This window comes from Polaromonas sp. LjRoot131, from assembly GCF_964252805.1.
Lineage (GTDB): Bacteria > Pseudomonadota > Gammaproteobacteria > Burkholderiales > Burkholderiaceae_C > Polaromonas.
The window spans coordinates 84,209-96,202 of record NZ_CAXUPF020000004.1 but is presented as its reverse complement, the minus strand read 5'-3'; the positions used below and the strand labels follow the sequence as shown (position 1 = coordinate 96,202).

Sequence of the window (11,994 nt, the reverse complement as noted above, 5' to 3'; positions counted from 1 at the left end):
TTTTCAGGCCGCCGCATCCAGGCAGCCGGCAAACACCGCGCTGCTGACCAGTTCGAACTCCTTGGCTTCCGGCAACTGGTAATGCCACCACTCCATGGGGTGGTGCACAAAACCGGCCTCCAGCATGATGGTCAGCAGCTTCATGCGGTTGAGCTGCACCGCGGCCGGCAGGTCGGCATAGAAGTGGTGCGAGGCCGCCGTCATGGTGTCGACCGGCGTGCCCATGTCCAGCTCCTGGCCGTTGGCGTCCAGCAGGGTCAGGTCCACCGCCACGCCGCGCGTGTGGTTGGAGCCCTTGGCGGGGTCGGCCACATACCCCGGCACCGGCAGCACCGCCCAGAGCGCTTCCTGCGCCTCGTGCGGGCGGAAGGCGTCGAAAATCTTGAGCTTGTAGCCGAAGCCGCGTGCGCCGGCCACCGCGCGGCGCAGGCAGGCTTCGGCCTCGGGATGCAAAAAGCAGAAGCTGTGGCCGTAGATCACCTGGCCGGTGAAGTTGTCGGGCCGCGCGTACATCATGTCGATGACGACGTCGTGCGTGGCTTCCCTGATCTGGACGAGGGGCGCTGGGCTCATGGCGGCCGGGTCTACTGGAAGGCCACTTCCGAGAAGCTGCGCAGCTTGCGGCTGTGCAGCTGCGTGATGCCCTCGGCGCGCAGCAGCTCGATGGCGCGTATGCCGATGCGCAGGTGCTGGTCCACACGTTCGCGGTAGAAGTGGTTGGCCATGCCCGGCAGCTTGATCTCGCCGTGCAGCGGCTTGTCGCTCACGCACAGCAGGGTGCCGTAGGGAACGCGAAAGCGGAAGCCGTTGGCGGCGATCGTCGCGCTTTCCATGTCCAGCGCCACCGCGCGGCTCTGGCTGAAGCGGCGCTGCGGCTGGTTGCCGGGCAGCAGTTCCCAGTTGCGGTTGTCGGTGGAAGCCACGGTGCCGGTGCGCATGATGCGCTTGAGGTCGGGCCCGACCGCATGGGTCACGTCGGCCACGGCTTTTTCCAGCGCGACCTGGATCTCGGCCAGCGCCGGGATGGGCACCCACAGCGGCAGCTCTTCGTCCAGCACGTGGTCCTCGCGCACATAGCCGTGGGCCAGCACGTAATCGCCCAGCTGCTGGCTGTTTCGCAGGCCCGCGCAGTGGCCCAGCATGATCCAGGCGTGCGGGCGCAGCACCGCGATGTGGTCGGTGATGTTCTTGGCATTGGCCGGGCCGACGCCGATGTTGACCATGGTGATGCCGCTGTGGTCGGCGCGCAGCAGGTGGTAGCCCGGCATCTGCGGCAGGCGCGGCGGCGGCACGCCGAGCTCGTCGCCCTCGGCGGCGGGCAGGCCGGTGCGCCGCGTCACCACATTGCCGGGCTCGACGAAGGCGATGTACTCGCTGTCCGGGTCGGCCATGGCCTCGTGGCCCAGGCGCACGAACTCGTCAATATAGAACTGGTAGTTGGTGAACAGCACGAAGTTCTGGAACCAGTGCGGCGAGGTGCCCGTGTAGTGGCGCAGGCGCTGCAGCGAATAGTCGACGCGCGCCGCGGTGAACAGAGACAGCGGCTGTGGCTCGCCGGGCAGGGGCTCGTAGGTGCCGTTGGCGATGCCGTCGTCCATGGCGGCCAGGTCGGGCAGGTCGAACACGTCGCGCATCAGCATGCGGCGTGCCGCCGTCATATTGCCTTCGATGTGGTCGTTTTCCGCGAACGAAAAGTGGATGGGGATGGGCTGCGCGCTGGTGCCGATCTCGAGCTCCACGTCATGGTTCTGCATCAGCAGGCGGAACTGTTCGAGGTAGTAGTTGCCGTAGAGGTCGGGGCGGGTCAGCGTGGTCTCAAAGCGGCCGGGCCCGGCGACAAAACCAAAGCTCAGCTGCGAGATGTCCGGTGTCTCCAGGATGGCGCGCGCCACCGTGTCGGTGTGGATGCGCACAAAAGGGTAGCAGGCGCGCACGTGGCCGGGCAGGGTTTCGCCGGCCACATAACGCTGCATCGCGTCACGCAGGTGGGCGATCTGCTGGTCGTAAATCGCGCGGACCTGGGCCAGCGCGGCGGCCGGGTCGCTGTAACGGGTGGGGGCGATGAAAGGGGGGAGGTAGGGCATGAAAAGGGGGCCTGTCTTTCTACGTATGGCCCCATTGTGCGGCAACTCCCCGGCACCTGCTCTTCATCTCCAGACCCTAGAATGCATCGATGAACCATTCCAAGCCCTTCGGGCCATTGCGTGCATTGCTGGGCGCCCTTCTGGGCGCGCTTTGCCTTCAGGCCGCTTACGCCCAGACCCCCGCGCCGGCACGCGGCGCCCCGGGCGCAGCCCCTGCCGCGGCGCCGGCCCAGATCTCCCGCGACGCCCAGCGCGCCTATGAAACCACCCGCGACAAGCTGGTGCAGATACGTACCCTGCTGCGCAACTCCAACACCCAGGCCAGCGTCGGCTCGGGCTTTTTTGTCTCGGCCAACGGGCTCATCATCACCAACTTCCACGTGGCCAGCCAGCTTGCGCTGGAGCCCGAGCGCTACCGCGGCGTCTACGTGCCGGTGGACGGCAAGGAGGCCGAGGTCGAACTGCTGGCCTTCGACGTGCGCAACGACCTGGCCCTGCTGCGCGTGAAGGCGCCCGCCACGGGCATGCCGCAGCTGGCCTTTCGCGGCGCCGACAGGCCGCTGGCGCGCGGCGAGCGCATCTACTCGCTGGGAAACCCGCTGGACATCGGCTTTGCCGTGACAGAGGGCACTTACAACGGCCTGGTGCAGCGCAGTTTTTACCCGCGCATCTTTTTCGGCGGCGCGCTCAATCCCGGCATGAGCGGCGGCCCGGCGCTCGACGACGCGGGCCAGGTGGTCGGCGTCAACGTCTCCAAGCGGCTGGACGGCGACCTGCTGAGCTTTTTGATCCCCGCCGAGTTCGCCCAGGCCCTGCTGGCCAAGTCCGCTACGGCCCAGCCCATCACCAAGCCCGCGCATGCCGAAGTGGCGCGCCAGCTCGGCGAACACCAGGCCCTGCTGACGCAGCGCTTCACCGCCGCGCCCCTGACCGCGCAAAAGCACGGCGGCTACAGCGTGCCTGTGCCCGACGACGCGCTGGCCCGCTGCTGGGGCCGCGGGCGCGAGCCCGACTTCAAGGCATTCGACCTGGAGCGCACCGACTGCCAGATCGACAGCCATGTGTTCGCCGGCGACTTCAACACCGGCTACATACGCCTGCGCTACGAGGCCTACAACGCGCCCAAGCTCGGGCCCCTGCGCTTTTCCGCGATGTATTCGCAGAGCTTTGCCAATGAATATTTCGCCACGCGCGGCTCGCGCAAGGCCACGCCCGCCGAATGTTCGGAACGCTTCATCGAGACCGGCGGCATGCCCATGCGCGCCGTGGTCTGCATGAGCGCCTACCGCAAGTTGCCCGGCCTTTACGACGTGTCGGTGCTGACCATGTCGGTCAACCAGTCCACGCGCGGCGTGCAGGGCCGCATGGATGCGCAGGGCGTGAGTTTCGAGAACGGCCTCAAGCTGGTCTCGCACTACCTCGCCGGCTTCAAGTGGGAGGCCGCCAAATGAGCGCCACCCCCATCCTGGGCCTGCTGCAGGCCACCGACCGCAACGGCGCCACGGTTGCCCGGCTCGATATTCGCCACTGGCCCGTCACCGTGGGCCGTGCGCTCGCGGCCGACCTGGTGCTGGACGACAGCCACGTGGCCGGCGAACACCTGCGCATCAGCCGCACGCCCGAGGGCGGCGTCAGCGTGCAGGTGCTGGACAGCGTCAACGGCGTGGCCCTGGGCCGCGCCCGGCATGGCCGCGGTGCGCAATTCGACTGGCCCGCCGGCGAGGCGCTGGTTTTGGGACGCCTCAAGCTGGGCCTGCGCCTGGCCGAAGCGCCCGTGCCGGCCGAAGAGTTGTTGCCGCACTTCCCCTGGCGCACCACCGGCTGGACGCTGCTGGCCCTCGCCGGCATGCTGGCCCTGGTGCTGGGCCAGTCCTGGCTCACGTTGACCGAGCCCTCGCAACTCGCGCGGCAGCTGCCCGGCCTGCTGGGCGCGGTGGCGCTGGGAATCACCATCTGGGCCGGGCTGTGGGCGCTGGCCACCAAGCTGTTCACCGGCCACCTGCAGTTCTGGCGCCACGTGCGCATCGCTTGCTTCAGCACGCTCGCGGTGCAGGTGGTGTCCACACTGGCCGGCCTGCTGGCCTTTATGTTCTCGCTCGAAAGCCTGGCGCGTTTTGAAGGGCTGCTGGTGCTGCTGGGCGGAGCGGCCGCCATCTATGTGCACCTCACGGTCATCGTCCCGCAGCGCCGCCGCGGCCTGGCCGCGCTGGTGGCCGGCATCGCCGTGCTCGGCACGGTCGCGATGCTGGGCACCAACTGGCTGCAGAACAAGCGCCTGTCCAACAAGCTCTACCTGTCCACGCTGTACCCGCCTTCATTGCGCATGGCACCCGCGGTGCCGGTGCCGCAGTTTCTGGAGGAGGCTGGTTCGATTCGCAAGCGGCTGGATGAGCGGCTCAAGGATCGAGAGCCCGATGCCGATACGCCCGAAGATCCCGACGCGGACTGACGCCACAAATCCGCCGAAAAGGACGAACCAGACTACCTGGCTTTCAATCTGTGTAAATCTGCGTAATCTGCGGATAAAGAGATTCATCCACAGATTACGCAGATTGACGCAGATGAAGACAGGGATCAAGTCCTCAGTACAAATGCCTTCTCGTCAATCTGCGTTTATCTGCGGATAAATTCAGATCCACAGATGGCTGCATCAATAGCGTGAACAGGCCTAGTCTTTGACCGGTTCCCGCATGGTGACGAATTCTTCCGCCACCGTGGGGTGAATCCCGATCGTGCTGTCAAAAATTGCCTTGGTCGCTCCGGCCTTCATGGCCACGGCAAAACCCTGGACGATCTCGCCGGCATCCGGACCCACCATGTGCAGGCCCACCACGCGGTCGGTGGCGTCCTCGACCAGCAGCTTCATGAGCGTGCGCTCGGTGCTGCCGCTCAGCGTGTGCTTGAGGGCCTTGAAGTCGGCGCGGAACACTGTGACCTTGCCGAACTTCGCGCGCGCATCGGCTTCTGAATAACCGACCGTGCCGATGTTGGGGTGGGTGAAGACGGCCGTCGGCACAAACTCATAACTCATGTTGCGCCGCTTCTTGCCGGCTGCCGGGCCGAAGAGCTGGTCCACCACCACCATGGCTTCGCCCAGCGCGACGGGCGTCAGCTGCATGCGCGCCGTCACGTCGCCCAGCGCATAGATGGACGGCACCGAGCTTTGGTAGTGTTCGTTCACTTGTATCGCGCCGGCCGCGTTCACCGCCACACCCACGGTTTCCAGCCCTATGCCGTTGGCGTTGGGCACGCGGCCCGTGGCATAGAGCACCGCGTCCACTTCCAGGCCGGCGCCGCCCCCCTTGAACGCGATTTGCAGGCCGGTGTCCGTCTTGGTGATGGACTCCACTTCGGTTCCCAGCTGCAGCTTGACGCCGGTCTTGCTCATCTCGGCGGCGATAAAGCGGCGCACGTCTTCGTCAAAACCCGTGAGCAGCATGTCGCGGCGGTGCACCTGCGTGACCTCCGCGCCCAGGCCGTTGAAGATGGAGGCGAATTCGCAGGCGATGTAGCCGCCACCCACCACCATCAGGCGTTTCGGGAAAGGATTGAGGTCGAACATGTGGTCCGAAGTCAGCACATGCTCACGGCCCGGCAGCGCGGGCACGGTGGCGGTGCCACCGGTGGAGACCAGGATGTGTTTGGCCGTGAATTTCTGGTCGTCGACCTCGACGGTGTGTTCGTCGAGCAGCCGGGCCCAGCCCTTGATGATCTTCACGCCCGCGCTTTCAAGCAGCTGCACATAGATGCCGTTGAGCCGCGCGATCTCGCGCGCGCGGTTGGCCTTCAGGATGTCCCAGTCGAAGACAGGCTTCTCGCCGGTCCAGCCGAAGCCATGCGACTCTTCAAAGCTGTCGCCGTAGTGGGCGGCGTAGCTGTAGAGTTTTTTCGGGATGCAGCCCACGTTGACGCAGGTGCCGCCCATGGCCGCGAACTCGGCCAGGCCGACACGCGCACCGCGCTGGGCGGACATGCGCGCGGCGCGCACGCCGCCGCTGCCGCCGCCGATCACAAAAAGGTCAAAGTCAAAAGTCTGCATGCGCTGTGTTCCTTGTTTTCTTATCTGGTGCCTGAATGCCGGCCCTCAAGGCTGGAACTCCTGGAGTTCCGTTTTCATCCACTCAATGAACACCCGCGTGCGCATGGGCAGCAGCCGGGCGTGCGGGTAAACGATGTTGATCGGCCGGGGCGGCGGCTCGAAATCCTCCAGCACGGTGCGCAATTGTTTGGTCTTCAAAAACGGCGCCACCTGGTAGGAAAAAAACGAGCCGAATCCCGCGCCCGCCGCGCAGGCCGCCACGGCCGGTGCGATCTGGTTGAACTCCAGATTACCACTGACGGCGAGCCGAAGCGGCCGGCCCCCGTCATTGAACGGGCCCCATGTGGGGGAATGGTCGGTGATGCGCACGCAGTTGGCCTTGAGCAGGTCCTTCGGGTGTTGGGGCACGCCGTGGCGGCGAACCCAGGCCGGGCTGGCCACCACCAGGCGCCGGATGCTGCCCACCTTCTGCGCCACCAGGCTGGAGTCCTCGGGCTCGCCTATGCGTATGCCCACGTCTATGCCTTCCTCCAGCAAATTGACCACGCGGTCCAGCAGCACCATGGAGCAGCGCATCTTTTCGTGCTGCTGCACAAAACGCGTGACGGCCGGCGCCACGTGCATCTGGCCGAACAGCATGGGCGCGGTAATCGTCAGGTGGCCCGCAGGCTCGGCCGCGTCGGCCGTCAGCGCCGCCTCGGCATCGGCCAGCGCGGCCAGCAGCTGGCGGCAGCTCTCCAGGTGGCGCCGGCCTTCCTCGGTCAACGAGATACGGCGCGTCGTGCGGTTGAAGAGGCGCACGCCCAGCTGCGCTTCAAAGCCGGCCAGCGTGCGCACCATGGCCGGCAGCGACGACTCCATGACCTGGGCCGCGGCCGTGAGGCTGCCTTGTTCGGCAATGTGAATAAAGGCCTGCATGGCCCGGAGTTTGTCCATGGCGACATGCTACGCCTGTTGCCGGGATTCATCCAGTTAATGGATTAGTTAAATGTCTTGAAAGCCATTTATTCAAAATAACGGTTCAAACAGAATCCATTCCGAGAGCCCTCTTTCATTCAATTTTTTCAACCTGACGAAAGCCCGACCATGAGCACACCCGCCGCCAAAGCCCAGCCCGCACAGCCCATACGCCTGTACCGCGTCGCCATTTCCGGCCATTCGCACAGGGTGGAACTGTTCCTCTCGCTGCTAGGACTGCCCTTCGAGCGCATCGAGATCGACCTGGCCACCAAAGGGCACAAGACGCCGGCCTTCCTGGCCATGAACGCCTTCGGCCAGGTGCCGGTGATCCAGGACGGCGAGGTCACGCTGGCTGACTCCAACGCGATCCTGGTCTACCTCAACGCACGCTATGCACCGGATGCCGAGCAATGGCTGCCGCGCGACCCGCTGGCCGCCGCGGCGGTGCAGCGCTGGCTGTCGGTCGCGGCCGGGCAGCTCGCCTACGGCCCGGCCGCCGCGCGCGTGATCCAGCTGTTCAAGCGGCCGGAAAGCCCCGAAGCCATTGAGCGCGCGCACGCCCTGTTCGCGGTGATGGAGCAGCAACTGGGCCAGTCGGCCTTTCTCGCGGGCAGCACGCCCACGCTGGCCGACATCGCCAACTACAGCTATTCGGCCCATGCACCCGAGGGCAAAGTTTCACTGGAGGCGTACCCGCGCATACGCGCCTGGCTGGCCCGCATCGAGGCCTTGCCGCGCTTTGTGCCCATGGTCAGGACGCCCATAGGGCTGGCCGCATGACTGCCGCCACCTTCCATGAAGGCGAGCGCGCGGTGCAAGCCCGCGTGGGCGCTGCGGTGCGCGCGCGCATGGCGGAAATCGGCCCGCGCGTGATTCGCGACTTCATGCCCGACCAGCACCGCGAGTTTTTTGAGCAGCTGCCTTTTGTGGTCGCAGGCACGGTGGACGCGAACGGCCAGCCCTGGGCCTCGGTGCTGGCCCAGCCGCCGGGGTTTATCCACTCGCCCGACGCGCGCCACCTGCTGCTGCGCGCACAGCCACTGGCAGGTGACCCCCTGCAAGCCACGCTGGCAGACGCCGCCGCGATAGGCCTGCTGGGCATAGAGCCGCACACGCGCAGGCGCAACCGCATGAACGGCATTGTGCGCGGCGTCAATGATTCGGGCTTTGCGGTGGAGCTGAGCCAGAGCTTCGGCAACTGCCCCAAATACATCCAGGCACGCGAGCCGGTGTATGTGGAGCGTCCCGTGCCCGCAACCGGGCCGGTGCTGCATGCGTCGGCGCAGCTCAATGACGCGGCGCGCCGCATGATTGAGCAGGCCGACACGCTGTTCATCGCCACCGCCTATGCGGGCGACGGCGAACAGGCCGGCCGTGCCGGCGGCGTTGACGTCTCGCACCGCGGCGGCAAGCCCGGCTTTGTGCGTGTGGAGTCCGACGGCACGCTGACCGTGCCCGACTTCGTCGGCAACTACTTCTTCAACACCCTGGGCAACCTGGTCGTCAACCCGCGTGCCGGCCTGCTGTTCATCGACTTCGACACCGGCGACCTGCTGTACCTGGCCGTCACGGCCGACATCATCTGGGACGGCCCCGAGGTGGATTCCTTCGCCGGTGCCCAGCGCCTGATGCGCTTCAAGGTGCAGGCGATGCGGCTGGTGGAATCTTCCTTGCCGCTGCGCTGGGGTGAGGCAGAGCTGTCCCCGGTGCTGGAAGCTACGGGCAATTGGAGCAGCCGGCCCTAGCCTATGGCTTCGAGCGCAAGTTCGCGCTCCAGCCAGGCACGGAATTTCTGCACCGCTGGCCGGTCCGTGCTGTGGGCCGAAGTCACGATGCGGTAGGCCAGGCCGTCCACCGTCTGGCCCGGCAAGACCACCGTGAGTTGGCCGCTGCGCAGCTGCGGCAGCATCAGCGGCGTGCGGCCTATGGCGATGCCGGCGCCCTGCACGGCGGCGGTCAGCACGTGTTCGTATTGCGAGAAATACAGGCAGGGCTGCTGCGCCGACTGCTTGAGGCCCAGGCGTTCATACCAGTCCGGCCACGACATCCACGGAAACCGCGTGGCCGGGTCGTAGTAGACCAGCAGCGGCGTGTGCAGGATGTCGGCCGCTGAATGGATGCGTGCCGCGACGGCAGGCGCGGCCACCAGCAGGGCCTGCTCCTGCAGCAGGGGCGGCGGGCCCTCGTCGCCCGGCTGCACCCGATAGAGCCGCACGGCCAGGTCCATGCCTTCGCGCTCCAGGTTGACCCGGTCTTCCGAGGCGTCGACACGCACGTCGATGGCGGGCTCCAGCAACTGGAATTTTGCAAGCTTGGGCGCCAGCCACAGCGCGGCGAAGGAGGGCGTGGTGGTGACCGCCACCGAGACCCTGTCCACCGCCAGCAGGCGATCCACAGCCGAAGCCAGTTGCGCCAGTGACGCGCGGGCCGCCTCATACAGTTCACGGCCTTGGGGCGTGAGGCTCAGGCCCTTGCCGCCGCGCAGGAACAGCGCCGCACCCAGTGCGTCCTCCAGGCCTTTGACCTGTTTGCTGACCGCCGACTGCGTGATGCACAGCTCCTCGGCCGCCGCGGTAAAGCTCAGGTGGCGCGCCGCTGATTCAAAGCCGCGGATCGCGTCCAGCGACATGGCGCGCAGCGCGTGGGAGGAAGAAGGGCTCAGCATGGCATGAACAACATGAATGGCATGAACGGTGGGAATACCCCGGATGACAAACCATCCGGCCGCGCGGGCCGGGACCAGGGAAGAATCAAACCACACTTTTGAAAGGCGTGGCCATGAACATCCCACAAACCCTGCAAACCCCACAAGCTTCATTGACGCTCGGGTCCGTCCCCCGGCCCCTGCGCCTGCCGCGCGGCCAGGTCCTGGCCTGCACCGGGGGCTGCCTCTGGATCACCAGCGATGCGCTGGCCGGGCGCCGCGACAGCGACATCGTGCTGGAGAGCGGCCAGTCCTTTGTCACGCCGCAAGCCGCGACTTATTTTGTCGGTGCCCCGCGCGGTAGCGGCGTGCTGTCGTTTTCGTCCCTCGACACCCCTGTTTGATTCCCTGGAGACAGCATGCTGATAGAAAGCGAACGCCACGGCCAACACGCGGTGCTCATCCTGAACCGCCCCGAGAAACTGAACGCGCTGAGCTACGAACTGATAGACGAACTGATGGACAGGCTCAATGCCCTGGAGCTTGACGACAGCGTGCGCTGCCTGGTGTTGACCGGCGCGGGCGAAAAAGCCTTCAGCGCCGGCGCCGACATTGCGGGCTTCGCACCCGACATTGCCGCCTCGCCCGAAACCGCCTGGCGCAATTTCGTGATGCGTGGCCAGGCCATGACGCGGCGCATCGAGAACTACCCCAAGCCTATCATCGCGGCCGTCAACGGCATCGCCTTCGGCGGCGGCTGCGAAACCATGGAAGCCTGCAGCATCGCCATCGCGGCCGAACACGCGAGCTTTGCCAAGCCTGAGATCCGGCTTGGCTTTCCACCGCCCTTCGGCGGCACGCAGCGCCTGCCGCGCCACATAGGCCGCAAGCGCGCCAACGAAATGATCCTGACCGGCGACGCCATCAGCGCCGAGGAAGCTTTGCTGATCGGCCTGGTCAACCACGTGGTGCCGGCCCATGAGCTGCTGCCGGCCTGCCTGCGCATGGCCGACCGCATCGCCGAAAACTCCGCCGTGGCCGTGGCAGCCTCGCTGCGCGCGGTGACGCGCGGGCTCAACGTCTCCATCGACGAAGGCCTGGCCATGGAGGCCGCGCAGTTCATGGTCGCGGCCGCTTCGCGGGATGTGCGCGAGGGCACGGCTGCGTTTGTGGAGAAACGGAGGGCGGTTTTTGAGCACCGCTGAAGCAGTGTTGCACCGCCATGCGCGGCGGCTTGCACGTCGAAGCCGGCCACTTTAGATCCGGCGTGTGCAGTCTTCCGGCCGCACCGAAGCCATGATGGCGTCGATGAGGTGCCGTGAGAACGCGTCGCCCAGCGCGGACAGCGGTGACTTCTCCAGCGAGGCGATACCCAGCTGGTAGGCGATGCGGGGGCGAAACGGGCGGCTGCTGAAATTCATGTCGCGGCAGTAGCTGGCCAGCAGCGCGTTGACGATGGACACGCCCAGGCCCTGCGCGACGAAAGCGCAGGCCACGCCGACAGAATGCACTTCGGCGCCAATGCGCGGCATCACGCGAGCCTGCCGGAACGCCATGTCGATCTCGTGGCGGATCAGCCGTTGGCGGCCCAGCAGGACCAGCGAGACACCGGCCAGGTCCAGCACGCCGACGGTTTCCAGTTTCTCCAGGGGGTGGCCCCGGGGCATGATGCACACGGCCTCGGCTTCCAGGCTGGCTTTGGCCTGAAGGCCTGCCATCTCCATCGGCAGCCTGACCAGCCCCATATCAGCCTCACGGCTCAACACGGCGCGTTCCGCATCCGAATACGAGCCGGACAGTACCTCAAGCACCGCACCCGGATGCAGCCGCATAAAGCTGTCCACCACCGACGGCATGAGTTGCTGGGACAAGGTGCCGGGCACGGCGACCTTGAGCAACTGGCGGTTGAACCCGCCCAGGCGCAGCTGTTCGGTGTGGCGGCGAAAACATTGTGCGGCGTCGACCAGCCCCTGGGTGTCCTGGAGCAGGGCCTGGGCTTCGCGCGTGGGAAGCAGCCGCCCCTTTTCACGCACGAAAAGGCGCAAGCCCAGGTCTTCTTCAAACTGCGCCAGCAGCCGGCTGACCGCCGACTGCGACAAGTCCAGCCGCTGCGCCGCGCCCGTGGTCGAGCCGGAGGCCATGACCGCCTGGAAAACCTCGAGTTGCTTGAAATTCATGGCATGGGGCCCGATTGGAGATGCATGTCACCGGCCATCTGTTCGTGCTGTCCGGGCCATGCTATTGCGTTGGCGGACACACCGCCAGTT

General features: G+C 66.3%; 12 protein-coding genes. 6 read left to right on the top strand and 6 right to left on the bottom strand.

Translation table 11 applies throughout. The annotated features are described in order from the left end of the window. Positions 1–3 precede the first annotated feature (3 nt). Entirely contained in the window at positions 4–573 is a 570-nt protein-coding gene (gene ddpX / locus ACSQ27_RS17950) for a D-alanyl-D-alanine dipeptidase (RefSeq protein ID WP_436156856.1), read from the bottom strand. Between the two features lie 11 nt (positions 574–584). Then, the gene (locus ACSQ27_RS17945; RefSeq protein WP_436156855.1) at positions 585–2,084 is read right to left on the bottom strand and encodes an AMP nucleosidase; all 1,500 of its coding nucleotides are present in this window, start codon (positions 2,082–2,084) and stop codon (positions 585–587) included. An 89-nt stretch (positions 2,085–2,173) separates the two neighbouring features. Here ACSQ27_RS17945 and ACSQ27_RS17940 point away from each other — a divergent pair, with 89 nt between their 5' ends. Beyond that, complete coding sequence (locus ACSQ27_RS17940) at positions 2,174–3,535, top strand: S1 family peptidase (protein WP_436156854.1); 1,362 nt, start codon at positions 2,174–2,176, stop codon at positions 3,533–3,535. Next, complete coding sequence (locus ACSQ27_RS17935) at positions 3,532–4,533, top strand: FHA domain-containing protein (protein ID WP_436156853.1); 1,002 nt, start codon at positions 3,532–3,534, stop codon at positions 4,531–4,533. Before ACSQ27_RS17940 ends, ACSQ27_RS17935 begins: the two co-directional genes overlap by 4 nt. Positions 4,534–4,752: 219 nt before the next feature. Here ACSQ27_RS17935 and gorA read toward each other — a convergent pair whose 3' ends face one another. Both gorA and ACSQ27_RS17925 read right to left on the bottom strand, forming a co-directional pair. After that, on the bottom strand, positions 4,753–6,123 hold the full coding sequence (gorA, locus tag ACSQ27_RS17930) for a glutathione-disulfide reductase (protein WP_436156852.1): 1,371 nt from the start codon (positions 6,121–6,123) through the stop codon (positions 4,753–4,755). A 45-nt stretch (positions 6,124–6,168) separates the two neighbouring features. Then, positions 6,169–7,059 carry a LysR family transcriptional regulator gene (locus tag ACSQ27_RS17925; protein ID WP_436156851.1) on the bottom strand — a complete coding sequence of 297 codons (891 nt, stop codon included), beginning with the start codon at positions 7,057–7,059 and terminating at the stop codon, positions 6,169–6,171. 150 nt (positions 7,060–7,209) lie between these two features. On the opposite strand from ACSQ27_RS17925, the gene ACSQ27_RS17920 reads away from it, so the two are divergent. Both ACSQ27_RS17920 and ACSQ27_RS17915 read left to right on the top strand, forming a co-directional pair. After that, positions 7,210–7,863, top strand: coding sequence for a glutathione S-transferase family protein (locus tag ACSQ27_RS17920; RefSeq protein WP_436156850.1), 654 nt, complete (start codon positions 7,210–7,212; stop codon positions 7,861–7,863). Then, positions 7,860–8,828 (top strand): pyridoxamine 5'-phosphate oxidase family protein, encoded by a 969-nt coding sequence (locus ACSQ27_RS17915; RefSeq protein WP_436156849.1) that lies wholly within the window; start codon positions 7,860–7,862, stop codon positions 8,826–8,828. Before ACSQ27_RS17920 ends, ACSQ27_RS17915 begins: the two co-directional genes overlap by 4 nt. Here the strand turns inward: ACSQ27_RS17915 and ACSQ27_RS17910 are convergent. Beyond that, positions 8,825–9,748, bottom strand: coding sequence for a LysR substrate-binding domain-containing protein (locus ACSQ27_RS17910; protein WP_436156848.1), 924 nt, complete (start codon positions 9,746–9,748; stop codon positions 8,825–8,827). The genes ACSQ27_RS17915 and ACSQ27_RS17910 overlap by 4 nt on opposite strands. Positions 9,749–9,861: 113 nt before the next feature. Between ACSQ27_RS17910 and ACSQ27_RS17905 the strand changes: the two genes are divergently transcribed. Then, positions 9,862–10,131 (top strand): DUF2917 domain-containing protein, encoded by a 270-nt coding sequence (locus tag ACSQ27_RS17905; RefSeq protein ID WP_436156847.1) that lies wholly within the window; start codon positions 9,862–9,864, stop codon positions 10,129–10,131. 15 nt (positions 10,132–10,146) lie between these two features. Then, positions 10,147–10,932 (top strand): crotonase/enoyl-CoA hydratase family protein, encoded by a 786-nt coding sequence (locus ACSQ27_RS17900; RefSeq protein ID WP_436156846.1) that lies wholly within the window; start codon positions 10,147–10,149, stop codon positions 10,930–10,932. A gap of 51 nt (positions 10,933–10,983) precedes the next feature. Here the strand turns inward: ACSQ27_RS17900 and ACSQ27_RS17895 are convergent, their stop codons facing one another. Next, the gene (locus tag ACSQ27_RS17895) at positions 10,984–11,904 is read right to left on the bottom strand and encodes a LysR family transcriptional regulator (protein WP_436156845.1); all 921 of its coding nucleotides are present in this window, start codon (positions 11,902–11,904) and stop codon (positions 10,984–10,986) included. Positions 11,905–11,994: the final 90 nt, after the last annotated feature.

What these genes read in the sequence shown, in the direction of transcription:
- ACSQ27_RS17915 (WP_436156849.1), top strand. Translation starts at nt 7,860, where the DNA reads ATGACTGCCGCCACCTTCCATGAAGGCGAGCGCGCGGTGCAAGCCCGC.
- gorA (WP_436156852.1), bottom strand. Translation starts at nt 6,123, where the DNA reads ATGCAGACTTTTGACTTTGACCTTTTTGTGATCGGCGGCGGCAGCGGC.
- ACSQ27_RS17940 (WP_436156854.1), top strand. Translation starts at nt 2,174, where the DNA reads ATGAACCATTCCAAGCCCTTCGGGCCATTGCGTGCATTGCTGGGCGCC.
- ACSQ27_RS17910 (WP_436156848.1), bottom strand. Translation starts at nt 9,748, where the DNA reads ATGCTGAGCCCTTCTTCCTCCCACGCGCTGCGCGCCATGTCGCTGGAC.
- ACSQ27_RS17920 (WP_436156850.1), top strand. Translation starts at nt 7,210, where the DNA reads ATGAGCACACCCGCCGCCAAAGCCCAGCCCGCACAGCCCATACGCCTG.
- ACSQ27_RS17905 (WP_436156847.1), top strand. Translation starts at nt 9,862, where the DNA reads ATGAACATCCCACAAACCCTGCAAACCCCACAAGCTTCATTGACGCTC.
- ddpX (WP_436156856.1), bottom strand. Translation starts at nt 573, where the DNA reads ATGAGCCCAGCGCCCCTCGTCCAGATCAGGGAAGCCACGCACGACGTC.
- ACSQ27_RS17900 (WP_436156846.1), top strand. Translation starts at nt 10,147, where the DNA reads ATGCTGATAGAAAGCGAACGCCACGGCCAACACGCGGTGCTCATCCTG.
- ACSQ27_RS17925 (WP_436156851.1), bottom strand. Translation starts at nt 7,059, where the DNA reads ATGGACAAACTCCGGGCCATGCAGGCCTTTATTCACATTGCCGAACAA.
- ACSQ27_RS17945 (WP_436156855.1), bottom strand. Translation starts at nt 2,084, where the DNA reads ATGCCCTACCTCCCCCCTTTCATCGCCCCCACCCGTTACAGCGACCCG.
- ACSQ27_RS17935 (WP_436156853.1), top strand. Translation starts at nt 3,532, where the DNA reads ATGAGCGCCACCCCCATCCTGGGCCTGCTGCAGGCCACCGACCGCAAC.
- ACSQ27_RS17895 (WP_436156845.1), bottom strand. Translation starts at nt 11,904, where the DNA reads ATGAATTTCAAGCAACTCGAGGTTTTCCAGGCGGTCATGGCCTCCGGC.